Source organism: Timonella sp. A28, assembly GCF_051200815.1.
Lineage (GTDB): Bacteria > Actinomycetota > Actinomycetes > Actinomycetales > Cellulomonadaceae > Timonella.
In genome coordinates, this window is sequence record NZ_CP195159.1 from 2,514,287 (window position 1) to 2,537,562 (window position 23,276).

Consider the following 23,276-nt stretch of genomic DNA (forward strand, 5'->3'; position numbering starts at 1 on the left):
GCCTGAAGGTAGGATAATGGGTTGCGTGACTACTGCACGTACTCTTACAACCACACTCGTTGACGCAGACGCCACGCGCGCTTTCGGCGAATCGCTTGCCGCGTTGCTGCAAGCCGGTGATCTGATCATGTTGACCGGAGATTTAGGCGCCGGAAAAACAACTCTCACTCAAGGCATAGGTGTCGGGTTAGGTATCCGAGGGCAAGTTGCCTCACCAACCTTCATCATTGCCCGCGAGCATCCTTCTTTAACTGACGGCCCAGCACTCGTTCACGTAGACGCTTACCGGCTCGGGTCCCTTGAAGAAGTGGACGCACTTGACCTTGACTCCTCGCTCGAAGAGGCAGTAACAGTTGTCGAATGGGGTGTGGGGCTTGTTGAAGGGATATCAGGCGACCGCATCGAAATCGTCTTAGAGCGACCGCATGGTGGGGTCCCAGTTGATGTCCTCGACGTTGAAGGTGCAGAAATTGGAGAACGCACCGCCACCATCACGTTGCACGGGCAACGCTGGGAAGGCGTAACACTTCCAGGCACCCATGAACTTCCACCTGTTCCAAGCGCTGCACCTGACAGTGCCCCAACGACAAGATAAGTAGGCAGAGACGTGACTGTTCTTTCCGTTGATACATCAGCCGCAGTGTCGGCCTCGCTGCTCGACGACCAAGGCAACGAACTCGCAACACAAACAGTGCGAGAACAGCGCCGCCACGCAGAGCAACTCGCCCCGCTCATCGAGCAACTCATGCGTGAAACTGGCACGTCATCAACTGACATTACGACCGTCGTTGGTGGAACCGGGCCCGCGCCTTTTACTGGATTGCGCGTCGGTCTTGTCACTGCCCGCACTTTTGCTTTCGGTGTAGGAAAAGAAGCATTAGGGGTGTCTTCCCTCGATGCTCTTGCCGCACAAGCAGCAGCCGAACACGAATTACAGGCAGGAGACAAAGTGCTCGTTGTCGCTGATGCTCGTCGCCGCGAAGTGTATTACGCCTTATACGAGGTAGGTGCAGCCACTGCATACGGCGCGATCGCAGTACAAGCACTCGAAGGGCCAGAAGTCAGCTCTGCAACAGAACTCGTCGAACGAGGCCTTGCAGAGCACGCAATCGTTGTTGGAGAAGGAGCGGCCCTCTACCGCGACGCCTTTACCGGATACGACGTACGCGAATCGCCAGCAATCCCATCAGCAACAGTGCTCGCACAGCTTGCGCTTGCCCGCCAAGCAGACGGGCAAGAGCTTCCCACCACGCCGCTCTATCTGCGCCGCCCCGACGCGCAAGTACCTGCCGCACGTAAGCGGGCACTGCCATGACACATCCGGCACATGCACGCCCACGCATCGACATTCGTGCGATGCGAGCGCAGGACCTTGACCGAATTACCGCGCTTGAGCTTGAACTGTTTGGTTCAGGGGCGTGGACGTATGGCATGCTTGCCGACGAGTTGGGTGCGTCGGGCCGTTGGTATATCGTCGCGGAATATGATCCGCAGTTGGCGGCGGGTGACGAACGAGTAGTCGGGTATGCGGGCTTGTGGTTTGACGGTGACGTTGCGCAAGTGATGACTATTGGTGTGGCTCGTGATGCGCAACATTTGGGGATTGGTTCGCAGTTGATGAATGCGCTCATTGAGCGTTCGCTGTGGCTGCGTGCGCAAGCGTTGCTGCTTGAAGTTGCAACAAATAATGATGCAGCGTTGAACATGTACGCCAAGTATGGGTTTGAGCAGATTGCGGTGCGTAAACGCTACTATCAGCCAGAAAACTTGGATGCGTTTGTGATGCGTAAGCAACTCGTTGGCGCGGATGATGTGCGTGATGAGGATGTGTCGGCGGACCCTATTTTTGGTATGGGGTCGCCTCATGTTGGGCATAGTGTTGACGCGAATAGTCACAGTGGCACGGACCCGAAAGGTCAGGCGGGGGCTGTGCTGTTGGATGACGATATCGCTGATGTTGTCCCGCATGATGTTGCTTCGGCGCGTGAAGCAGTGTTTATTTCAGCGCAGGATGTGCACACGTTGTTGAGGCATGGTCCGCAACGTAATGTGCGTGTCCTTGACGTGCGTTGGCAGTTGGGGCGTACAGATGGGCTGGAACAGTATCGTGCCGCCCACATTCCAACCGCCGCTTTTGCAGACTTGGATACACAATTAGCTGCGCCTCCAACACCGCAGGATGGGCGACATCCGTTACCTGCTCTTGCTGACTTGCAGGCCGCAGCGCAGTCGTGGGGTGTGGAACGCCATTCAACGGTTGTCGTCTATGACGCTGTGGGTGGTATGTCTGCTGCACGCTTGTGGTGGCTGCTGAAGTGGGCGGGGTGTGACAATGTGAAAATCCTTGATGGTGGGCTACCTGCTTGGCAGAGTGCAGGTTATCCGACCCGTTCGGGGGTGGAAGACTATCCAGCAAGTGCTGTCACTTTAGAGTCGGGTCATATGCCTACGTTGAAGGCCGACGATGTACTGGATTTCATGGCAGAAGGCATCCTTATTGATGCTCGTGCTACTGAACGCTACCGCGGTGATGTTGAACCAGTAGACCCGCGTGCTGGACACATTCCAGGGGCAGTCAACGTCCCTACCGCGGCTTTGCTTGACGATCAGCAGAAGGTTTTACCAACACATAAACTCATCGAAATTTTCCATGACTGTGGAGTAATTTCAGACCAGTTCGACACTGAAGGATCCGACGTGCTGCCCGTGGTGGAACATGACGTTGCAGTGTATTGCGGTTCTGGTGTGACAGCGAGCCACGAAATTGCGGTGTTGGCATCCTTAGGAGTAGATGCTGCCCTGTATGCAGGCTCTTGGTCACAATGGTCAAACAATTCGTCCCGCCCGGTACACACCGGTGCATGAGCGTTAAAGGAGAAACCCGTAAGGGTGAACAACACGATGTCTGAGCCACTTATTCTTGGAATCGAAAGCTCGTGCGACGAAACAGGTATCGCACTTGTGAGAGGCAACGAACTACTGTTTGATGCAGTCGCATCGTCAATGGATGAGCATGCCCGGTTTGGGGGCATCATCCCTGAAGTAGCGTCACGCGCGCACCTTGAAGCGATGGTGCCAACGCTACGACGAGCACTCAACGAAGCGCAGGTTGACTTATCTGATGTTGACGCAGTCGCAGTTACTGCTGGGCCTGGCCTTGTCGGCCCGCTCACCATCGGCGCATCAGCAGCTAAAGCGCTCGCGTTAGCAATCAACAAGCCACTGTATGGGGTGAACCATGTGGTGGGTCACGCAGCCGTGGACAAGCTCGTACACGGAGATTTCCCAGACCGGTTCATGTCTCTTGTCGTGTCAGGTGGGCACTCGTCTCTTCTGCTTGTTGACAACATTGCAACGGATGTCACCGAATTGGGGTCAACACTTGATGACGCTGCCGGTGAAGCATTCGACAAAGTTGGGCGACTCCTCGGCTTGCCATACCCGGGTGGTCCACACATTGACCGGTTGGCACGAGAAGGAAACCCGAATGCGATCAAGTTCCCTCGGGCGTTAACGTCTAAAAAAGATCAAGCTAAACACCTCTACGACTTTTCATTCTCAGGGTTAAAAACTGCTGTTGCACGGTGGGTTGAGTCTCGCCAAGACGCAGGAGAAGAAATCCCATTGAATGATGTTGCTGCTTCTTTTGCGGACGCAGTCGCAGATGTTCTCACCGCAAAAACCATTACCGCGTGCGAACTGCATGGAGTGGACACGCTCGTGGTGGGTGGAGGATTCTCAGCTAACTCGCAACTGCGTGACATGGCAACTGCGCGCTGCGCAGAAGCCGGAATTGAATTGCGAATCCCACCGATTCGCTACTGTACAGACAATGGCGCAATGATCGCTGCTTTGGGTTCGTCACTGGTTGCGGCCGGCGTGGCACCATCGCAGTTAGACATCCCAGTTGATTCGTCTATGCCGTTAACTATCACTCACGTGTAACCGTCTCAACACATAAAGGCGTGTTGTGCAGTCACTGCACAACACGCCTTTACTTATGCGCACACCTTTATCCTTGGCGTGCTTTTAACCGAGGGTTCTTCTTGTTGATGACGAACGTTCGTCCTCGTCGTCGCACAATTTGCGAACCCGGTTGATTCTTTAACGAACGAAGTGAATTGCGTACCTTCACGATTCTCCTTTCACATAACTAGTACGTTTCTTCCCACATGCTGCCGAGCCACGGCTCAAGCCCATCTGACTCAGTGCCCCAACGTGCACTTAACGTCACTTCTTCCACATCTGACAGCAGCGAATCCTCGAAAGCTTGGCGAAGCTCTTCTTTCCCCGCACCTGTTCCCGTGACACAAATACGCGTAAACGGTCGCTTGTTTTTCCACGTACCCCACGTACCGATAGACAATTGACCGCCAGCCCCATCCCACATGCAGGCGGCATCGGGACGGCTAGGAACCCAAAAACATCCGCGTGCACGAAAATCGTGGGTGCCTAACCGTTCAATATTGTTCAGTAGCCGCTCAGGGTGAAACGGCTTATCAGAACAGAAATCAAGAACCCAACTTTCGCCACCAACCAGCGCATCATGTCGGGCCTTACGCACATGCGCTATCCACGCTTCAGAGGCTTTATGGTCGTGCGCCGCTTCAACGAGTTGCTGCGCTTGAAGGTTTTCTAAACCGCGCACAATAGGGACCTCAGGGCGGGGGAGCGCTCGCAGAAAATCCCACGTGGTGGTGTCTTCTGTGGCTTCCGCATTTTCCGCAAGAGCAATGAGATCTGCGTGTTCGACGAGGCCGCAAAGGACTTCTGCGACGCCGCGTTCGTCTTCGTGTGAGCAGTGAATGTCACGGTCTTGCAGGGTGTCTGAACCGCGTAGGTCTGTCGTGAGTGTTGCGTTATCGACTGCAACGACAACGGAAGAAATGTTGAGTTCGAGGGATGAATCCCAGTGCGCTACGCGGCAAATTTGTTGTGCGTCTGCGCTCACTGGCAGGTGGGTGATGATGCTTTCCCATGTGTTGGTGTGGGTGAGACGAGTGAGGGTGGGGATGATGTCTTCGCGGATTGCGCAGGGAATACAGGCGTGTTCGAGGTCGAGGTACACGTTTTCGAGGATGCCGCTGTTGTCGCTGACTATCCGGATGAGGCGGGAAGAGTGCACGTCAATTTCGTGGCGGACGACAACCGTGTTCGGGCAGTCCCATTGCAGGACTGCGGTTGTTGCTTTCATGGTTGCGTCGTTGATGCCGGTGACGAGCACGATGGGGATGCTGTGGGCGGAAGTTGACGGGTTCATGCTGTGGGTTATTTCTGTTCTTGTTGGGTGGTGTCCTTGGGTGTGGTGCGCTTTCCGTAGCGTTGGTTGAATCGCTCTACGCGGCCCTTTTCGTCGATGATTCGGTTGGTTCCGGTCCAAAATGGGTGGCTTGCACTGGAAATTTCGACGTCGACGACGGGGTAGGTTTTTCCGTCAAGGACGATGGTTTTGTTGCTGGTCAAGGTTGATCGGGTGAGGAACGTGTGTCCTGCTGTGATGTCACGGAAAACCATTTCTTGGTACGGGGGATGAATGTTTTTCTTCATGATTTCCTCTGCTAGGCTAATGATAATGGTTCTCATTATATACGAGAGGTGGATATGTCACGCACATGTCAGGTAACCGGAGCCACACCCGGCTTCGGAAACTCAATTTCGCACTCACACAAGCGAAACCGCAGACGCTTCAACATCAACATCCAAAAAAAGCGGTACTGGGTACCCAGCCTCAACCGGCACGTCACCCTGACCGTAAGTGCGCGAGGAATCAAAACAATTGATGCCCGAGGCATCGACGTGGTTATCGCAGACATGATCGCTCGAGGACAAAAAATCACATGAGTAAACGAACCGATCTTCGACCAGTAATCACGATTCGTTCCACCGCAGGAACCGGTCACTCATACGTGACCAAAAAGAACAGACGCAACACACCAGAACGACTCGTCATAAAGAAATATGACCCAATCGTTCGCCGTCACGTGGAATACAAGGAGTCGCGATAATGGCAAAAACCTCAAAAATTGCAGCGCAACAACGCAGAGAAAAACTCGTCGAAAAATATGCTGAGCAACGCCAAGCCCTGAAAGAAACCATAAGGACAGCCAGCAGCTTCGAAGAAAAGCAAGCAGCAGTACGAAAACTAGCAGAGCTGCCCCGCGACTCTAGCCGAACACGACTACGCAACCGCGACAGCATCGACGGACGTCCACGCGCTTACATAAGAAAAGTAGGGCTTTCGCGCATTAACTTTCGCGCACAAGCACTACGCGGAGAACTGCCCGGATTCACAAAATCGAGCTGGTAACTCGACAAGAACAGTGTGCTCGGGCCATACGAAAGAAGCCAACCGTCTGGCATCACGGTTGGCTTCTTTCATGCGTCATATGTGGGGACTAAATCAACCCGGGTTGTTTTTCTTGTGTGTGAGCCAACCGGAAGTAGTGGACCGTGAGAACCCATAAAAGAGCAGGTGCAGCAAGCGCTATAACAGCCACTAGGGCAACATTGTCACCGATCTTAGGAAACACGCTGGGAAGAATAGCAGCAAGAGCAACTAGCGACATCGCACCAGCCAGATGCAACCCGTATCGTGCTTGATCTTCCTCAACTGCCGATGGCTTAGATGCGGTAGTTGATGTTTTGGACGCGGCTAGCAGCGGCCTGAAAAATGCAGTGTTTTGAAAAAACACTATGGAAAGCAGCGGTATTGCTGCAACGACGACAACGTTCGTGGGCATCGTAAAACTCAACCACACAAAAACCGTGGAATAGAGCGCAAAAACAGCAGTGGTAATCCACAACGTCTTGGGCTTTACAATCCGTATTTCAGGCTCGCTATCTGACATATTCACCATTTCCTTGAAGGCTCTTGTGAGCAAAACAACACTTGGTTATAGGAAACAATAGAGCGCAATAGTGCGTATGTCCAGATCAGCGTGTTTGTTGAAACTATAAAGGTTTTCCGGCGCGAAGTTCCTTCACGAGATGCGCAACCACTGCGCCAAGATCCCCACCGTTTCGCCGAGCAACAGCACGTTGTCGCTGGTAACTAGCCCCCTTACGCATGATGGTGCGAATATCATTCAACTCTTTTTCGCAGCCCAAACGCGCAGCCGTCGGCTCCAACAAAGTTAAGAGACGGTTCAAATCTTCAGTAACAAGGTCCTCATTGCCATGCTCATCAAGAATCAAAATGGCATCCATGCCATATCGAGCAGAACGCCATTTGTTTTCTTGAACAAACCACGGCTGCATCACCGGCAACGGTTTCCCCTGGTCAAGTAACGTCGAAAAATACTCCACAAGACACTGCGTCAAGGCCGCCAAAGCGAGCACCTCAGTAAGGTTAGATGCCCCGTCAGCGATACGCGCCTCAATCGTCCCAAAATGAGGAGCAGGGCGAACATCCCAGCGGACCTCATTGAACTCGTCAATAACCCCAACCTTCAGCATGTCCGAAACATAGCGTTCGAGGTCTTCCCACTGCGCAAACTGAAACGGCAAACCGGCAGTAGGTAGTTGCTGGAACATGAGCGCACGATTCGACGCATAAGCAGTGTCGTTGCCACCCCAAAACGGCGACGAAGCAGAAAGCGACTGCACATGCCCAAGATACGTGAGTAAAGCAGACGTAATAGGTAAAACCTTATTGCGGTCCTCAATCCCAACATGCACGTGAATGCCATAGATGAGCATTTGTCGACCCCACCATTGCGTGCGATCAATCAATGTTGCATAGCGTTCTTTATCAGTGACTTTCTGGTGACTCCACCGTGCAAAAGGGTGGGTGCCTGCACACATGAGTTCCACCCGAAGCGGATCAGCAAGCGTCTGCAGAAGCTCAATGGAACGAGAAAGGTCTTGCCCGGCCTCTTCCACTGTGGTGCACACATTCGTTACTATCTCAACAGTGTTGAGGAGTAACTCTTGGCGGATATGCGGGTGCTGTGTGCCATCAGGGGACACTTCGTCAAGGAGGGTTTGTGCGACCTGCCGTAGGTCACCCGAATCCTTATCGACGAGCGCCAGTTCCCACTCAATGCCTAAAGTTGAGCGCTCCGAGTGAGCAAAAGGAAGAGAGAAACTCATGAGACTCCTTTAGACAGGCTCAACAATGAGTGCCATTTTTTTATCATTAACGCGCGTGAGAATAATGGTGGCTTCGTTGTCACCTTTAAGGGAAAGCTGCGGACGCAACTGCTCAGGAGTCACGCCAATCCCTCGCTTCTTAATAGTCACGCGACCAACTTTACGTTCCCGTAAGTAACTACGCAGTGCTTTGACGTTGTAAGGCAGCGTGTCGAGAAGACGATAAGCGTGCGTGAGCCCATGACCCTCTTGCGCTGAAACCTGTTGTAAGTCTGAAGAGAAATACGCAATGGTGGGATCAAGCAGAAGCCCGTGCGCTTCATGCGCTAGGTGAGAAACAAGCCCCGCACGTATAATCGCGCCATCTGGCTCGTGAATATAAGTGAGCAGGTCAGAGGCTGTTCTAGCATGGTCGCAATGCTCCTGACGGCCTTCAGCCGTATACGTTGTGGCTTGCTGCCCTTGAGCTGTTGTTGTTAAGACCAGTGCGCTGCGGCCATGAAAGTGAGCGACGGAACCAAACCACAAGCCAGCCTCAACAACATCACCATCTAAAGACACCCACTGGGTCTCACACTCAGCAGGAAGCGCATCGTGAGGTATGCCAGGGCCAACTTTGATACCAACAGCCGACACTTGTGACCTCAAATTCCACACGTCATCAAGTGCAGGAAGGTAACTTTGGGGATCAAAAATTCGTTTTCCAGCGCCATCACGTCGGGCCGGATCAGCGTACACGCCATCAATATTCTCGCCAACAAAATCTGTTGTGAGCCCATCGCGGTTTACCACCTGCGCGTTAGGGAAAGGCGCAAGGTTTTCTGCGGCAATAGCAGCAGTGAGCGGATCAATCTCGCTAGCAACAACGTTCAAGCCAAGAGCGGCAAAAGCCATAGAGTCGGCGCCAATGCCAGAAGTTAAATCTGCAAGAGTGGTAACACCAGCACCAAGGAAACGACGAGCATGATGCGCCGCAACAGGCAGCCTTGTTGCCTGTTCTAAACCTGCTTGAGTGAAAAACATGCGCTCAGCGAAAGGCCCAAGTTTCGCTTCGGCTTGAGTGCGTAAACGATTTTGGGTGAGCGCCGCAGCAACGAGTTCGGCAGCGAACCCTTGCTTACGTAGAGCGCGAGACAACGCAAGTGAATCTTTAGTGTTGAGGTTTGCTATTGCTTCCATGAGGGTTTGACCCTGTGGGCTGGCAAGCTGACTCAAAAGCGCGGTATCCATCAGATTATTTTGTCATGACCACCGCAGATTCTGGTCTGTGTGAGGTGTGAAGTGCAGAAACGTGCATCTCACATCCTTTACACGTAGCGTGTCGCAGTGTGACCGGAAGAAGTTTATTTTTCATTGTTAAACTTCAGTATGAAAAATTCAGAGGTGCTCATATGAATGAATCTCTACGTTATACGGTAGAGCCTCCTAAAGATTTTGGACAATTGCTCACCATATATGAATCCTTAGGATGGAATTCACTACAGTTAACAACCGTTGACTTGGAGAGAATGTGTAAACAAAGCTGGTATGCACTTTACGTATATGACGAAAAACAATTAGTGGGCATGGGGCGTGTTATCTCAGATGGCGTAATCACTGGAATCATATGCGGATTATGTGTTCTACCAAGCCAACAGTCCCAAGGGGTCGGCAAAGAACTAATGAATCGAATGATTCAACATTGTGAGAATAATAGAGTAATTCCACAACTTATGTGCGTAGAAAATATGGAACCTTATTATAAAAATTTCGGGTTTGAAAAATTCTCCACGGGAATGACGAAATCGATAAATCGATAAAACCGATTTCCTGTTTTATTAACGATCAAGTGATAAATGAAATCAATAAAGTTTCTATTATTAAGTTATGGTTAAAGTCTTTGTTTGTGTAAGCCTAAGGCGGCAGGAATCTCAGGCGCCATACCTGGTCTAATGAATGTATTTAATTCATGCAGGCAGAGAGTAGTATCCCCAAGATCTAGCACTCGTCTTGACCGAGTGCTAACTCGGATCTACATTAGAACGTGGAGTAACTAGACGTGTTCTTGGCACCGCGACGACAAGATGCACAGTTCTGGTTGCGCTTGCTGAACTCACTACAACGTTTGCGAAAGGGTGGTCCGCGTGTCGGTTTCCATCAAGCCGCTTGAAGACCGCATCGTCGTTAAGACGATCGAGGCTGAAATTACAACTCCTTCTGGTCTGGTTTTGCCAGACACAGCAAAAGAGAAGCCACAGGAAGGTGAAGTCTTGGCAGTTGGTCCAGGACGCGTTGACGACAACGGAAACCGCGTGCCGGTTGACGTTGCTGTTGGCGACAAGGTCATCTACTCCAAGTACGGTGGCACCGAAGTGAAGTACAACGGCGAAGAATACTTGATTCTTTCTGCTCGTGATGTACTCGCGATTGTTGGCTAAATCTAGTTAGCATTTAAAAAAGGGGTGGAACCGCAACCTTGCGGTTCCACCCCTTTTTTGTGCGATGGGTGTTGAAGCATGAATTAGGCGGTGCGGAAACGTCCGCGGGTAAGCTTGGCGGTCGCGTTCGGCGAGGATGGCGTTGCGTTCGTCTTCGCTCAGGCCGCCCCACACTCCGTATGGTTCGCGTACGCGCAGTGATTGTTCGCGGCATTGCATGAGTACAGGGCAGCTGGCGCAGATTGCTTTGGCGCGTTCTGCTCGACGGCGGCGGGTTGAGCCTCGCTCGCCTTCAGGGTGGAAGAACAAGGTGTCGTCAGCATCGCGGCAAGAACCTTGATATTGCCATTCCCAAAGTTCAATGACGGGACCTGGGAGACGTGAAACATCAGTCATGGTGCAACACCCTTCAAAAGTTTGTGCGGGTTTGTGGTGTGCGGGGTGTTCTGCGATGAGCACCTCACGAATAGCACTGTTGTGTGACCTGCTTGACCAACAGATCGCGTCAACACCTCGAACCTATATCGAGTCAACAATTATTCAAAAGTCCTTCAAAGGGTGAAAAACAAAGTCGCTCACGGGCTGATTTCTGCGCAAAACTTCCACTTTTGGTGAGTGCTCGGCTAAATGTTGCGGCTTTTCTCCCGATGTAACAGGAACAAGAGCGATCGTAATGGTGAGTTCTACCCATGCGTTGCGGTCGCGTGAACAGCAATGAATAACTCTTGAAGCGTTTTGTTATAGTGAGGTCACCCTACATACAAGGTGCAGCAAGCGAAGGGATTCGGCATGATGTCCTATACGGGTACACACACAAACAACCCAGCCGCGCCACCCCGCAACAGCGAGTTGGAAACCGTACACAACACATCCCAGCAGGACATGTCAGAAAACACCGGAACACCTTCACCACTTTTCGACGAGCCAACATACTCAGTTGCAACTGCCGCCGCACGCGTGGGAGTCGCACCCGCGACCCTGCGCACATGGGCGCGCCGCCACCAGCTTGGCCCAACAGACCACGCCAGCGGAAAACACCGTCGATACACCAACGACGACCTCATCAAACTCATGGTGATGCGCACAGCCATGCTCGCCGGAGCAACAAGTTCAGAAGCCGCACACCAAGCGCACACCGCCCACAACAGGGACGTGACGTTTGAGCAGGCTGAACGTGAACTGCGTGAAACTAAGGCAGCCACGGCCGACAAAAATTCGCCCCACACCGCGGACAGTCGCACGCGGCACACCGCTACGGAAAGCAGCGAAGAAGACACAGTTCCGGCAGAAAAACGTACGCTCAACGCTCCAACACGAGTGCACGTTGGCCGCGCCGGACACCTCACTATCGCACCGCTCGAATCCGAATACATTGACCCTACAGACTATGCGCACAGATGCACAGAACTCGTCGCATCAGCGCTGCGAAGCGAACACACCACCTGCCAAGAACTGCTAGAAATCACCCCCGAAGAAGACATCGTCGAATGGTGGGAAAAACTCGTACAGCCTGCACTTGATCGCCTCGCTGGTCACACAGTGTTAGCCCAGCCAGGACAAAACCCTCGCACGCTCATCTGCTATCTCGCGCAAACGGCAATCTCGCAGTTCATGCAAACAGTGCGGCCACAGAACGGGCAGATGCGTCGACCGCACCCATCCCAGCTCAAAAACATTGCACTAGTCTTTGCGCCACCAGTCGAAGACCTTTCTTTACCGGCGCACGTTCTAGCCGCCGCACTCGCAGCGCAAGACTGCACCGCGCACGTCATCCTCGGGCCAGAAAACGAGCGCAGAGTAACCGAACTTGTGCGCATGGTTCGCCCCACAGCAGCCGTATTTGTGACCACGCACGCCGGGCCCGACACAGCCGTTATCAACGCGGTAAATAGTCTCTTCCCAGAACTGCCAATACTTGTGGGGATAGGACGCGAAGGCGGAGACCTTGGCGACCTCATGAGCCAAGAAAAAATCAGCGGAATCAGATCGTTTAAAGCACTCTTTCACGAAGTCCACGCGACAGTGTGCTCACAAAAAAACGAACTGAACTACTGGCCAGAAGATACCGGAGTAATATCTTTAAACCAGCCATAAAACGCGAACCGTATACCCCTCCATAAAGGTGCAGGAAGGGTATACGGCCACGTAGTAATGGTGGTTCTTGTCTCATTGAACGCTTGACAAGACTTTACTCACCAGTTTCGGCGTAATATTTGTTCATGAACGACTCGCTTTCCACCCAGCCGAATGACCCCTTCGGATTCCTTGGACTCACATACGACGATGTCCTTCTGCTCCCAAACGAAACAGACGTCATCCCGAGCGAAGTTGATACAACAACGCGTTTAACCAAAGACATCAACATCCGTGTCCCGCTCATCTCAGCAGCAATGGACACCGTCACCGAATCGCGCATGGCTATCGCTATGGCGCGTCAGGGTGGAATCGGAATCATCCACCGAAACCTTTCCATCGAAGACCAAGCCAAACACGTTGACACCGTGAAACGTTCCGAATCAGGAATGATCACAGACCCAGTAACAGTAGGCCCACACGCCAGCATTGAAGAACTCGATCGCCTGTGCGGCCAGTACCGAGTCTCAGGCCTGCCCGTCGTCGACGAAACCAACAAACTCCTCGGCATCATCACAAACCGTGACCTACGTTTTGTGCGCCCAGAAGCTTTCGCAACAACCAAAGTCCACGAAGTCATGACCCCAATGCCGCTGATCACCGGCCCCGTTGGGATCACTCGTGAAGATGCAGCCCACCTCCTCGGAAAAAACCGCATCGAAAAACTTCCACTTGTGGACGACGAAGGCCGACTCCAAGGCCTCATCACAGTCAAAGACTTTGTAAAATCTCAGCAATACCCAACCGCAACAAAAGACGACGAAGGTCGCCTCCGCGTAGGTGCAGCAATCGGTTTCTACGGTGACGCACTCGAGCGCGCACGCGCACTCGCCGAAGCCGGTGTAGACGTACTCGTCGCAGATACCGCAAACGGTCACGCACGTCTGCTGCTAGAAATGATCGCATCGCTGAAAGCCGACCCGTTCTTCAAAGACGTTCAAGTAATCGGTGGAAACGTTGCTACGTACGCTGGTGCCCGTGCACTCGCGGAAGCTGGCGCCGACGCAGTAAAAGTTGGTGTTGGGCCAGGCTCAATCTGCACCACTCGCGTGGTTGCTGGCGTTGGTGTTCCACAAGTCACCGCAGTATATGAAGCAACACGTGCAGTAAAAGAATTCAACGTTCCAGTGATCGCAGACGGCGGTTTGCAGTACTCCGGCGACATCGCAAAAGCCCTCGTAGCAGGAGCCGAATCCGTTATGCTCGGTTCGCTCCTTGCTGGCTGTGACGAATCCCCAGGCGACCTCGTCTTCGTGAACGGAAAACAATTTAAGCACTACCGTGGCATGGGATCGCTAGGGGCGATGGCGTCCCGTGGCAAGAAATCCTATTCCAAAGACCGCTACTTCCAAGCAGACGTCTCTTCCGACGACAAGATCGTTCCAGAAGGAATCGAAGGCCAAGTGCCTTATCGCGGACCATTAGGGGCAGTCGCTTACCAACTAACTGGCGGTCTGCACCAGTCCATGTTCTATGTCGGTGCACGAACAATCCCAGAGTTGAAAGAACGCGGAAAGTTTGTGCGCATCACTGCGGCAGGTTTGAAAGAATCGCACCCGCACGACATCCAAATGACTGTCGAAGCACCAAACTACGGTACGCGCTAAGCATGGGGCGTCGGAAACGCCCCTCACCGCTACCTGTACGTGACGGCCTAAACGCCGTCCGCATACAGTTGCCGCACCCCGGGACACCAGTGCCCCGGGGTGCGCGTGCGCGCACTGAGGGAGAAGCAAACGAACTAGCATTGGACAAGCCTGTACAAGAACTCGTACATGCTCCACAGTTTGCACTGCTAGAAGACTATGTACGGTGGAGGTTCGCTGATGATCCAACAGAATTGCTTGGGAAATTAGCGCAAGGTCAGATCGTCGACGAGCTAGGCCGGCCCTGGGCTCCAGACGCCGCATACAGCCCAGGGTCGCTTATTTTCTTTTACCGCGACCCTGCACCAGAAAAGCGGGTGCCCTACGAGGTCGACGTACTTTTTGAAGACGACGACCTACTCGTCGCCGATAAACCACACTTCTTATCGAGCACACCCAAAGGCGCATACGTTGTCGAATCTGCGTTGGTGAGGCTTCGTCGCCAGTTTGATATGCCAGATTTGAGTCCTGCCCACAGGTTGGACCGTATCACCGCTGGTGTGCTTGTGTTCACGAAACGTCAAGAACTGCGTGCGCCCTATCATGAGCTCTTTGCAAAACGTACCATTCGCAAAACCTATGAGGCTGTAGCGCCTGTGCGGGATGATCTTGAATTGCCAACGATTGTGCGCTCACGAATCAAAAAAGAGCCCGGTGTTATGCGTGCTTTGACGATTGATGGTGAACCAAACACGGAAACACTCGTGGAGCTGTTAGACACAAAAATAGTGGACCCGAGCACTCACTGTGGGCACGAACGAGTGGGCTTGTACAAGCTCACTCCGCACACAGGGAAAACGCACCAGCTACGCATACACCTTGCCTCGTTGGGCATCGGAATTTTGCACGACAACTACTATCCACAGTTTTACAGTGTGGCAAGTGACGACTACGCCCACCCGCTACAGTTGCTTTCTCGGTCTATCGAATTCGATGACCCGTTTACGGGCGAAACTCGAACCTTTACAAGCCGACGAACATTAAGCGCGTGGGAGTAGCCGCACCCTAGGTGCTTCGTTAAAACAGCGTCTCGTTGGCTGGCTCTTCATGAGCCAGCCACGTTGTCTCAACTCTGTCAGTGTTGCCTTGCCGGGCAAGGAACGCGTTAAAGTTGTGCGCCCACCGCTTGTGAGCTGTTGCCTGATAGGTGTGCAACTCTGGAAGACCCATCCGTGCAACATCAGGATATTTTTGAAGCATGCGCGCAAGCACATCTAAAGTTGCGACAACGTCAGCATCTGCCGTGTGTAAAGTCCCTGTTTCCTGAATCCCATACACGCTGCACAAGTCAACAAGTTTGCGTTTTCCACGACGATAGCGATCGAGTGCCCTGTCTAAAACAAGCGGATCGATGACTGGGGAGGTGGGGCGTCCGATGCGTTCATCAAGGGTGGGTAAACCGTGGCGTGTAAGTTCAGCATTCAAAATCGTGACATCGAACGTGGCATTAAATGCGACGAGGGGAGCGCCTCCACGCAGATAGCCGGAAATAAGCTCAGCGATTTCTTCCAACGCTTCAACCGGCTGTTGACCGTGCTCTTGCGCGTGCTCCGTGGTGATGCCGTGAATATTGGAGGCTTCTACTGGAATTGGAATACCGGGATCAATTAACCACGTTTGTATCGTGGTCTCCTCAGGGGTCCTCACCACGATTGCCGCAGTAACAATACGATCATTGTCTGTTGAGACGCCGGTCGTTTCGGTATCAAAGCCCACAAATGGGCCGTTTAGCCATGCTTGATTGGCAACCACGAAAATCCTCCGCTTTCTTGTTCTCCAACAGCATGACAGCCTTGTCTGACATTAGGACTTTCACACGCCAACAACTGAAGAAAAACGCGATAACCTGTCTAAGTGACTAATGAGATTGAGATTGGCCGAGGAAAGCGCGGGCGGCGCGCTTTTACATTCGACGACATCGCGGTAGTTCCATCACGCCGTACCCGGGACCCAGAAGATGTTTCGACTACTTGGCAGATCGACGCATACCACTTTGACCTACCGATCATGGCCGCCCCAATGGACTCTGTCATGAGCCCACAAACGGCAATTACACTCGGAAAGTTCGGCGGTTTGGGCGTCCTCGATCTCGAAGGTCTCTGGACCCGATACGAAGACCCAACCCCGCTGCTTGCCGAAATCGAAACACTCGACCCAGCACATTCAACTGCACGCATGCAGGAGATCTACTCGGCTCCAATTAAAGCTGAACTGATCACCCAACGCCTTAAAGAAATTCGTGACGCTGGAGTTACCGTAGCTGGTGCACTATCACCGGCACGCACTCAAGAGTTCTACAAGACTGTAGTTGACGCGGGCGTGGACCTTTTCGTCATCCGCGGTACAACCGTGTCTGCTGAGCACGTTTCCTCACAAGCAGAACCGCTGAACCTGAAACGATTCATTTACGAACTCGATGTTCCAGTGATCGTTGGTGGCGCGGCTTCTTACACTGCTGCACTACACCTGATGCGTACTGGTGCAGCTGGTGTGCTCGTCGGCTTCGGTGGTGGAGCAGCGCACACCACCCGAACCACCCTTGGTATTCATGTTCCTATGGCAACCGCTGTCGCAGATGTTGCAGCAGCACGCCGCGACTACCTCGACGAATCAGGTGGCCGTTACGTGCACGTCATCGCTGACGGTGGTGTGGGGCGTTCAGGAGACCTCGTCAAAGCCTTCGCATGCGGTGCTGACGCAGTCATGATCGGTGCTGCTCTAGCGCGCGCTGAAGAAGCCCCAGGTGGCGGATTCCACTGGGGTCCAGAAGCACACCACCCACAGCTTCCTCGTGGGGAACGTGTCCAAGTAGGCACCGCTGGCACACTCGAAGAGATCCTCTTTGGCCCTGGCCGCCAAGCAGATGGAACACTCAACCTTGTCGGTGCGTTGAAGCGCGCTATGGCAACGACTGGATACTCAGACCTGAAAGAGTTCCAACGTATCGAAGTTGTTGTCTCGCCATACGAGTCAGAAAACTAAACACATACGTAAACGGGGTGGTGAAGCTGCAATGCTTCACCACCCCCGTTTTTATTTAGTGAGGATTAACCCAGCAATTGTACTGAGGCCAAGGGTTAAGCACAGGGGACGATAGATAGCGGTATCCAGCCTCATAAATTCGTCTTGTGGTGCAGGCAAACCCACAACGGTACATGCGATTTTTCCGCCAACGATACCGCGGGCAGTTAAGGCGCCTCCCGCAATCATCGGCAATGCCTTTACAGCGCGGGCACTAACACTATCTGGCAGGCCTGTGGACGCCTGTATGAGGCTCGACGTGCCTGACGCGAGTAGCGGTGTCGCGACAACCATGCAGGCAAGTGGGCTGGGGAGCTCTGGGGAGCCAGTGACGTGCTCAGAGAGTTCGCGTGAAGTCTTCGCAGGCCAAGTTTTTCCCTGCGCCCACGAGACATGCAATGCGCCTAAACCTATGAGACCAAGGCCGCCAACCGCCAAAAGAGCTTTTCCTATGTGCCTACGCATCACGCACTCCCTGTAATAAACATGTTGAACTTTTTCAGATACAACAATGGGGTTGTACCAGCAATATGCTGGCACAACCCCACACTAGTTCAACGAGGTTTATTCGCTGATCAGCGACATCGTTTGACGTGAGATCTCTAGTTCTTCATTGGTTGGAACAACCAAGATCTTCACCGTAGAGTCTGGAGTCGACACGATACGTGGTTCGTCGGAACGCACGCTGTTTAGTTCAGGATCAATCGCAATGCCAAAGCCACTCAAAGCGTTGACTGTCTTTTCACGAACAATAGCGGTGTTCTCGCCAACGCCAGCTGTGAAGGTGATGGTGTCGGGAAGCCCGCCAAGAACAGCCATGTACGATCCGACATACTTCACGATGCGGTGCAGGAACACATCAAATGCGAGTTGAGCATCTGCTGACCCTTCACCGATGAGGCGAAGAAGCTCACGGAAGTCGTTTTGCCCAGCAAGCCCCTTCAAACCTGACTGCTTGTTCAACATGGTGTCAATCTCGTCGATAGACATGCCAGCTTCACGGTAAAGGTGGAAGACAATAGCAGGATCAATATCGCCGGTGCGTGTTCCCATGACGAGACCCTCAAGAGGGGTCAACCCCATAGACGTCTCTACCGCTTTACCCTGCTTGATAGCAGAAACTGAGGCGCCAGAACCAAGGTGCAAAACAATCTGATTGGTGTCTGCTACGTCTTTGCCAATGGTGTGCGCGGCAAGGCGAGACACATACTGGTGCGATGTTCCATGGAATCCGTAGCGACGAATCGAGAATTCTTGTGCAACATCTTTAGGAAGCGCATACGTGTATGCAGACGCTGGGAGAGTTTGGAAGAACGAGGTGTCAAAGACTGCCACGTGTGGAACATCTGGAAGAAGTTCACGGGCAACTTCGATGCCTCGAACATGGCCGGGGTTGTGTAGCGGAGCTAGTGGGATAAGACCACGAATCTGTTCCACTACCTCATCTGTGATAACGGTTGGTGCAGGGAACACCGAGCCACCTTGTACGACACGGTGACCGACAGCCACAACATTGGCGGTCGCAAGGTTTGGTCCGTGCGCGTCGAACAAGTCAAGGACCTTACGTAAACCGACACCGTGGTCTTCGATAGGAAGGTTTTCGGTGTGTTCTTGGCCCGCATATTTGTGCTTGACGATACCAGTCTCTTCACCAATGCGTTCGACGATACCGGAAGCGATAGCAGCGCCGTCTTCAGGAGAAATGAGTTGATACTTTACGGTGGATGAACCTGCGTTGATTACTAAAACAGTGTGATCGCTCATAGGAGTGTCAATTCTACATTTCTCTTAGTTGGCGTTGTCTGCAGCAGTTGCACTCAGGCCTTGAGCCTGAATCGCGGTAATAGCAACTGTGTTGACGATATCTTGAACAAGTGCACCACGTGACAGGTCGTTGACCGGCTTGCGTAGACCCTGCAAGATCGGTCCAACTGCAATGGCGCCAGCGGAACGCTGCACAGCCTTGTAGGTGTTGTTTCCGGTGTTCAAATCTGGGAAGACGAATACTGTCGCGCGTCCTGCAACAGCAGAGTCAGGTAGTTTCGACGCAGCAACAGAGGCATCGACTGCCGCATCGTATTGGATTGGCCCTTCAACCTCAAGGTCGGGGCGACGAGTCCGAACGATTTCGGTTGCGGCGCGGACCTTGTCAACGTCTGCGCCAGCACCTGAATCACCTGTTGAGTAAGACAACATTGCGATTCGTGGCGCTACCCCAAACTGGGCTGCCGTTTCTGCTGAAGAAATAGCGATGTCAGCGAGTTGTTCTGCGGTTGGGTCAGGGTTGACTGCGCAGTCACCGTATACGAGTACACGGTCTTCAAGGCACATCATGAAGACAGAAGACACCACTGATACGTTCGGTACGGTCTTGATGACTTCAAAGGCGGGACGGATCGTGTGTGCGGTTGTGTGTGCAGCGCCAGAAACCATTCCGTCTGCATACCCCAACTGCACCATCATGGTGCCGAAGTAAGAGACAGAAGAAACGATTTCGCGGGCACGATCAATCGTGACGCCCTTGTGCGAGCGAAGGCGAGCATATTCGGCTGCAAACTCTTCGTGTAGTTCACCAGAGTGGGTTCCGATAACTGTTGCTTCGGAGATGTCCAAGCCAAGCTCGGTTGCGCGGGCACGAATGATTGCCTCATCACCAAGGATGGTGAGGTCTGCGACTTGACGTTGCAGCAGTGTGGACGCTGCACGCAAGATGCGGTCGTCGGTGCCTTCTGGCAAGACGATGTGCTTGCGGTCTTCGCGTGCACGTGACAACAGTTCGTATTCGAACATGAGTGGTGTGACCGCTTCTGGGCGTTCAACTTCAAGGGCATCAAGTAGTGCTTTGCCGTCAATGTTCTGCTCGAACAGGGCCATGGCCGTGTCGACTTTACGTTGTGCGTCCTTGGAGAGGCGTCCACGTACATTTGCTGCCGCAGATGCAGAACGGAACGTTCCTAGTTCGGTGTGGATGACGGGTACCGACGGGTTGATGTCGTCAAGGAGGCGAGAGACGCTTTCTGGTGGGTAGAATCCACCGTTCAAAATGATGGCAGCGAGGCTCGGGAACGACGTTGCAGTTTGTGCAACGAGCAATCCAAGGAGGACATCAACGCGGTCGCCTGGGGTGATAACGACAGCACCGTCAACAAGTTTTTCTAATAGGTGTTCGAAGGTCATCGCGCCGACGAGAACATCAAGGACTTCACGTCCAAGCAGCGCCTCATCACCGTTGACCAAGGAGCCATTCACTGCAGACATCATTTGGCGAACGGTTGGTGCGGTGAGGAACGGCTCTTCTGGAACAGTCCATACTGGAGTTGTAGCTGTGCTGAACGCGTCAGCAATTGCTGTTTCAGAGCCAGGGGTGCACCGGTTTACAACGGTGCCCAGTACCGTCGCGTGGTGGTTGTGTAACTCGGCCGCTGAGACTTCGTACAACTGGTGGATGCCTTCAGGAGTGCGATCCGATCCGGAGAGCACGAGGAGGACAGGAGCGCCGAGGTTCGCTGCGATACGTGCGTTGAAGGCGAGCTCTGTGGGGCTTGCTACGTCCGTGTAGTCACTACCAACGATGACAACTGCATCGCACAGTTCTTCCATCTCGTGGTAGCGGTTAATGATTTTTGCGAGGGCTTCGTCTGGGTTTGCGTGAACCTCAGAGTAGGTGACCCCGATGCATTGTTCATACGGGAGATCGACGCCATCGTGCGCCAAGAGTAGTTCGAGAACGTAGTCGCGTTCGGAAGCATCTTCACTTTTGTTGTTTGTTCCGTTGCGGGTGACGGGACGGAATACTCCAACTTTTTGGACTTGACGCGTTAGAAGGTCAAGGACTCCAAGTGCGATAGTGGATTTTCCGGTCTCGCCTTCTGGTGAGGAAAGGTAGACGCTTCGAGTCTTGCTGCTCACGGGGGTTCCTCCGAGGCTTAGTGCGTGTTGCGCGGGTGATGCTGATGCAATGGTGGGTGTGATCGCGCAGGGTGTGGTGTCGTCGTCCCACCTATGACTTCATAATGTCACGAACTTGCGTACTTGAAATCTGCACGCAGTCAATGTTGGGGTGATCCTCAACTCTTGCTAGACCGTAACTTCATTCTTTATTGCTTGTTGTACGTGTTCTCTAGGCCTTAGGGACTAGGGTCGCGCTGAAATAACCGGTAAGTGCCGGCTTTTGCGTGAACTAAGTCACGACATAACGTCATTTTGAATGTGTTGCGCTGCTAAAAAACGTGTCCAATTACCTCTCGTGAGATACGACTCAATAAGCGCTATACAGCCCTTTGGAGAAGACAGGTAGGCTGGTTTTGTGCAGCAGGACACCACCAACCGCCAAACCAGCGCGCCAGACGATACGCGAGAGAACCACAGCAATGATTCTGGTTCTTCGTCGTTAAGTAAACGGATGTTTAAAGCAGCGTTTACCCCCAATAAACTCTTTTTGCTTGTTGTGTTTTTGATTGCGGCCGCAGGGTGTGCACGGCTTGGTATTTGGCAGCTTGAACGTGCCTATGAGCGTGCCAATTTGGCGGAAGAACACGCTCAGGCGGAAGCCGCAAGCGAGTCGGCCGTCGCCTTAGGTGAGGTGCTGAAACCGCAAACCACTTTTGCAGGGCGGTTGGTCGGAAAACGTGTCCAAGTGATAGGCACATTTAATCCAGAGCAGCAGTTACTTGTTGACGGGCGTAGCGTCGGTGGGGAAGAGGGCTTTTTGGTGCTTGACTCACTGACCGTGATCGATGATGGTTCACAGGGCAGTTCGTGGGCGGACCTTTCTGGTAATCCACGTCTTCCGGTGGCACGAGGCTGGATTCCAGCAGATGCGGTTGATCAGTCAGGCGCGCTTACGGATGAGTGGCGCGAGAAACTTCAGGCTTCAACGGAGCCCACACAACTTACCGGATGGCTCCAAGCCTCCGAGTCAACCATGAGCAGCGACCTGCCAGCCGGACACATCAACTCGATTAGCTCGGCATATCTCGCAAATGTGTGGGGCGGTCCTATGTATGGCGGATACCTTGTGTTAGCGCAGTCCAGCGAACCGACGCCAGAAGGGCTCGTGATGTTGCCGCGCCCAACTATTGAAGGCGGCGACGGCGTGAACATGCAAAACCTGTTCTACGCGTTACAGTGGTGGGTGTTTGGTGGTTTCGCCGCCGCGTTGTGGCTACGGCTTGTTCGCGACGATGCCAAGCGCATGAATGAAACAACCCCAGTAAACCCGTTCGACAGAGTCGACCAACACACCTGACAAGACAAGCAGCCAAGGGTTAGCTGCGCACAAGGTTAAGACTGAACTCGACAGAGCCCGAATCCTCCACGGTCACAAAACCTAAATTCGGTGCTTTGATGTCGAAATCTGAAAACGTGACAGGAATAGTGCCAACAAGTTCGATGCCGGTTTCAGAGAAACGCGCATCAATAACTGCTGTTACTTTTTGTTGCACACCCGCTACTTCAAGAGTGCCAACAGCGTTGTAGACGCGGGTTTCACCGGTCGAGATGTTTTCAGCAAATTCAAGTTTTAACTCTTCTGTAAGCGTGAACGAGGTGGACGCGAACTCTTGTGTTTTAAGAAGGTCTCTAAACGCGTCGTCTCGGTTTGAGTTGTCTGTGGCAACACTTGCCATATCAACGCTTATCGATGCTGCAGTGACTACTTGGTCAGCGATAGTGACATCGCCAGATACCTTTTCGGTGCGTCCCACAACGGTTACATCTTGCCCGGTTAATACTTCATCAACCCGATACCCTGCCACAGAATCGGAACTTATGGTCCACACCCCATCAAGTTGCTGGCTAGAAAAGTCGCCTGATTGTGCGGCTGTTGGTGTGGACAATTGGAGAGCTTCAGGTGCATTGCGGTTGTTCACAATGACGTACGCAGCAATTGCTACCACGACAGTGAGTACAAGCGCTAAAACAACGACAACAATTTTTGTGGTCCGAGTCATTCTTACACCATGACAAA

Annotated in this window: 25 protein-coding genes and 1 pseudogene; 14 read left to right on the forward strand and 12 right to left on the reverse strand. The window is 53.0% G+C overall.

All coding sequences use genetic code 11. From position 1 onward, the window contains the following. The first annotated feature begins 16 nt into the window (after positions 1 to 16). The 4 genes from tsaE to tsaD are packed head-to-tail and all read left to right on the forward strand — an operon-like array spanning position 17 to position 3,945. Complete coding sequence (gene tsaE, locus ACR9EC_RS11940; protein ID WP_435299434.1) at positions 17 to 595, forward strand: tRNA (adenosine(37)-N6)-threonylcarbamoyltransferase complex ATPase subunit type 1 TsaE; 579 nt, start codon at positions 17 to 19, stop codon at positions 593 to 595. Positions 596 to 607: 12 nt separating this feature from the next. Continuing rightward, complete coding sequence (gene tsaB / locus ACR9EC_RS11945) at positions 608 to 1,315, forward strand: tRNA (adenosine(37)-N6)-threonylcarbamoyltransferase complex dimerization subunit type 1 TsaB (RefSeq protein ID WP_435299435.1); 708 nt, start codon at positions 608 to 610, stop codon at positions 1,313 to 1,315. Next, on the forward strand, positions 1,312 to 2,865 hold the full coding sequence (gene rimI, locus ACR9EC_RS11950; RefSeq protein WP_435299436.1) for a ribosomal protein S18-alanine N-acetyltransferase: 1,554 nt from the start codon (positions 1,312 to 1,314) through the stop codon (positions 2,863 to 2,865). The genes tsaB and rimI overlap by 4 nt, the downstream gene beginning before the upstream one ends. Before the next feature lie 36 nt (positions 2,866 to 2,901). Further along, the gene (gene tsaD / locus ACR9EC_RS11955) at positions 2,902 to 3,945 is read left to right on the forward strand and encodes a tRNA (adenosine(37)-N6)-threonylcarbamoyltransferase complex transferase subunit TsaD (RefSeq protein ID WP_435299437.1); all 1,044 of its coding nucleotides are present in this window, start codon (positions 2,902 to 2,904) and stop codon (positions 3,943 to 3,945) included. Between the two features lie 67 nt (positions 3,946 to 4,012). Here tsaD and ykgO read toward each other — a convergent pair whose 3' ends face one another. Genes ykgO through ACR9EC_RS11970 form a run of 3 tightly spaced genes read right to left on the reverse strand, consistent with a single transcriptional unit; the run spans position 4,013 to position 5,547 of the window. Then, the gene (gene ykgO, locus ACR9EC_RS11960) at positions 4,013 to 4,135 is read right to left on the reverse strand and encodes a type B 50S ribosomal protein L36 (RefSeq protein ID WP_435299438.1); all 123 of its coding nucleotides are present in this window, start codon (positions 4,133 to 4,135) and stop codon (positions 4,013 to 4,015) included. An 18-nt stretch (positions 4,136 to 4,153) separates the two neighbouring features. After that, the gene (locus ACR9EC_RS11965; RefSeq protein ID WP_435299439.1) at positions 4,154 to 5,260 is read right to left on the reverse strand and encodes a GTP-binding protein; all 1,107 of its coding nucleotides are present in this window, start codon (positions 5,258 to 5,260) and stop codon (positions 4,154 to 4,156) included. Between the two features lie 8 nt (positions 5,261 to 5,268). Continuing rightward, positions 5,269 to 5,547 (reverse strand): type B 50S ribosomal protein L31, encoded by a 279-nt coding sequence (locus ACR9EC_RS11970; RefSeq protein ID WP_435299440.1) that lies wholly within the window; start codon positions 5,545 to 5,547, stop codon positions 5,269 to 5,271. Positions 5,548 to 5,601: 54 nt separating this feature from the next. Between ACR9EC_RS11970 and rpmB the strand changes: the two genes are divergently transcribed. Genes rpmB through rpsN form a run of 3 tightly spaced genes read left to right on the forward strand, consistent with a single transcriptional unit; the run spans position 5,602 to position 6,307 of the window. Then, entirely contained in the window at positions 5,602 to 5,841 is a 240-nt protein-coding gene (gene rpmB, locus ACR9EC_RS11975) for a 50S ribosomal protein L28 (protein WP_435299441.1), read from the forward strand. After that, on the forward strand, positions 5,838 to 6,005 hold the full coding sequence (gene rpmG, locus ACR9EC_RS11980; RefSeq protein WP_435299442.1) for a 50S ribosomal protein L33: 168 nt from the start codon (positions 5,838 to 5,840) through the stop codon (positions 6,003 to 6,005). The genes rpmB and rpmG overlap by 4 nt, the downstream gene beginning before the upstream one ends. Then, positions 6,005 to 6,307: a 30S ribosomal protein S14 gene (rpsN, locus tag ACR9EC_RS11985; protein WP_435299443.1), complete on the forward strand. Its 303-nt coding sequence runs from the start codon at positions 6,005 to 6,007 to the stop codon at positions 6,305 to 6,307. Before rpmG ends, rpsN begins: the two co-directional genes overlap by 1 nt. Before the next feature lie 88 nt (positions 6,308 to 6,395). On the opposite strand, the gene ACR9EC_RS11990 is transcribed toward rpsN, so the two are convergent. From ACR9EC_RS11990 to ACR9EC_RS12000, 3 genes are all read right to left on the reverse strand, one after another. Then, a complete protein-coding gene (locus tag ACR9EC_RS11990; RefSeq protein WP_435299444.1) occupies positions 6,396 to 6,848 on the reverse strand; it encodes a hypothetical protein in 453 nt (150 codons plus the stop codon). Positions 6,849 to 6,951: 103 nt separating this feature from the next. Then, on the reverse strand, positions 6,952 to 8,091 hold the full coding sequence (locus ACR9EC_RS11995) for a glutamate--cysteine ligase (RefSeq protein WP_435299445.1): 1,140 nt from the start codon (positions 8,089 to 8,091) through the stop codon (positions 6,952 to 6,954). A 9-nt stretch (positions 8,092 to 8,100) separates the two neighbouring features. Continuing rightward, a complete protein-coding gene (locus ACR9EC_RS12000) occupies positions 8,101 to 9,321 on the reverse strand; it encodes a THUMP-like domain-containing protein (RefSeq protein ID WP_435299446.1) in 1,221 nt (406 codons plus the stop codon). 161 nt (positions 9,322 to 9,482) lie between these two features. Between ACR9EC_RS12000 and ACR9EC_RS12005 the strand changes: the two genes are divergently transcribed. Together ACR9EC_RS12005 and groES are read left to right on the forward strand one after the other, a co-directional pair. Further along, entirely contained in the window at positions 9,483 to 9,890 is a 408-nt protein-coding gene (locus ACR9EC_RS12005; protein WP_435299447.1) for a GNAT family N-acetyltransferase, read from the forward strand. A 324-nt stretch (positions 9,891 to 10,214) separates the two neighbouring features. Continuing rightward, on the forward strand, positions 10,215 to 10,508 hold the full coding sequence (gene groES, locus ACR9EC_RS12010; protein WP_435299448.1) for a co-chaperone GroES: 294 nt from the start codon (positions 10,215 to 10,217) through the stop codon (positions 10,506 to 10,508). Positions 10,509 to 10,625: 117 nt separating this feature from the next. On the opposite strand, the pseudogene ACR9EC_RS12015 reads toward groES, so the two are convergent. Further along, a pseudogene (locus tag ACR9EC_RS12015) lies at positions 10,626 to 10,904 on the reverse strand (WhiB family transcriptional regulator); the annotation flags it as partial. 393 nt (positions 10,905 to 11,297) lie between these two features. Between ACR9EC_RS12015 and ACR9EC_RS12020 the strand changes: the two are divergent. From ACR9EC_RS12020 to ACR9EC_RS12030, 3 genes are all read left to right on the forward strand, one after another. Beyond that, positions 11,298 to 12,602, forward strand: coding sequence for a MerR family transcriptional regulator (locus ACR9EC_RS12020; protein ID WP_435299449.1), 1,305 nt, complete (start codon positions 11,298 to 11,300; stop codon positions 12,600 to 12,602). Positions 12,603 to 12,727: 125 nt separating this feature from the next. Beyond that, complete coding sequence (gene guaB, locus ACR9EC_RS12025) at positions 12,728 to 14,248, forward strand: IMP dehydrogenase (RefSeq protein WP_435299450.1); 1,521 nt, start codon at positions 12,728 to 12,730, stop codon at positions 14,246 to 14,248. A 2-nt stretch (positions 14,249 to 14,250) separates the two neighbouring features. Continuing rightward, on the forward strand, positions 14,251 to 15,285 hold the full coding sequence (locus ACR9EC_RS12030; RefSeq protein ID WP_435299451.1) for a pseudouridine synthase: 1,035 nt from the start codon (positions 14,251 to 14,253) through the stop codon (positions 15,283 to 15,285). Positions 15,286 to 15,304: 19 nt separating this feature from the next. Here ACR9EC_RS12030 and ACR9EC_RS12035 read toward each other — a convergent pair whose 3' ends face one another. Next, complete coding sequence (locus ACR9EC_RS12035; RefSeq protein ID WP_435299452.1) at positions 15,305 to 16,039, reverse strand: exonuclease domain-containing protein; 735 nt, start codon at positions 16,037 to 16,039, stop codon at positions 15,305 to 15,307. 102 nt (positions 16,040 to 16,141) lie between these two features. On the opposite strand from ACR9EC_RS12035, the gene ACR9EC_RS12040 reads away from it, so the two are divergent. After that, positions 16,142 to 17,269 carry a GuaB3 family IMP dehydrogenase-related protein gene (locus tag ACR9EC_RS12040; protein ID WP_435299453.1) on the forward strand — a complete coding sequence of 376 codons (1,128 nt, stop codon included), beginning with the start codon at positions 16,142 to 16,144 and terminating at the stop codon, positions 17,267 to 17,269. Positions 17,270 to 17,320: 51 nt separating this feature from the next. On the opposite strand, the gene ACR9EC_RS12045 is transcribed toward ACR9EC_RS12040, so the two are convergent. From ACR9EC_RS12045 to pta, 3 genes are all read right to left on the reverse strand, one after another. Next, complete coding sequence (locus ACR9EC_RS12045) at positions 17,321 to 17,773, reverse strand: DUF3995 domain-containing protein (RefSeq protein ID WP_435299454.1); 453 nt, start codon at positions 17,771 to 17,773, stop codon at positions 17,321 to 17,323. Positions 17,774 to 17,872: 99 nt separating this feature from the next. Beyond that, entirely contained in the window at positions 17,873 to 19,072 is a 1,200-nt protein-coding gene (locus ACR9EC_RS12050; protein WP_435299455.1) for an acetate/propionate family kinase, read from the reverse strand. A gap of 24 nt (positions 19,073 to 19,096) precedes the next feature. Further along, positions 19,097 to 21,217 carry a phosphate acetyltransferase gene (gene pta / locus ACR9EC_RS12055; RefSeq protein ID WP_435299456.1) on the reverse strand — a complete coding sequence of 707 codons (2,121 nt, stop codon included), beginning with the start codon at positions 21,215 to 21,217 and terminating at the stop codon, positions 19,097 to 19,099. Between the two features lie 397 nt (positions 21,218 to 21,614). On the opposite strand from pta, the gene ACR9EC_RS12060 reads away from it, so the two are divergent. Next, positions 21,615 to 22,556, forward strand: a complete 942-nt coding sequence (locus tag ACR9EC_RS12060) for an SURF1 family protein (protein WP_435299457.1) — start codon at positions 21,615 to 21,617, stop codon at positions 22,554 to 22,556. 19 nt (positions 22,557 to 22,575) lie between these two features. Here ACR9EC_RS12060 and ACR9EC_RS12065 read toward each other — a convergent pair whose 3' ends face one another. Then, the gene (locus ACR9EC_RS12065) at positions 22,576 to 23,259 is read right to left on the reverse strand and encodes a YceI family protein (protein WP_435299458.1); all 684 of its coding nucleotides are present in this window, start codon (positions 23,257 to 23,259) and stop codon (positions 22,576 to 22,578) included. Between the last annotated feature and the right edge of the window lie 17 nt (positions 23,260 to 23,276).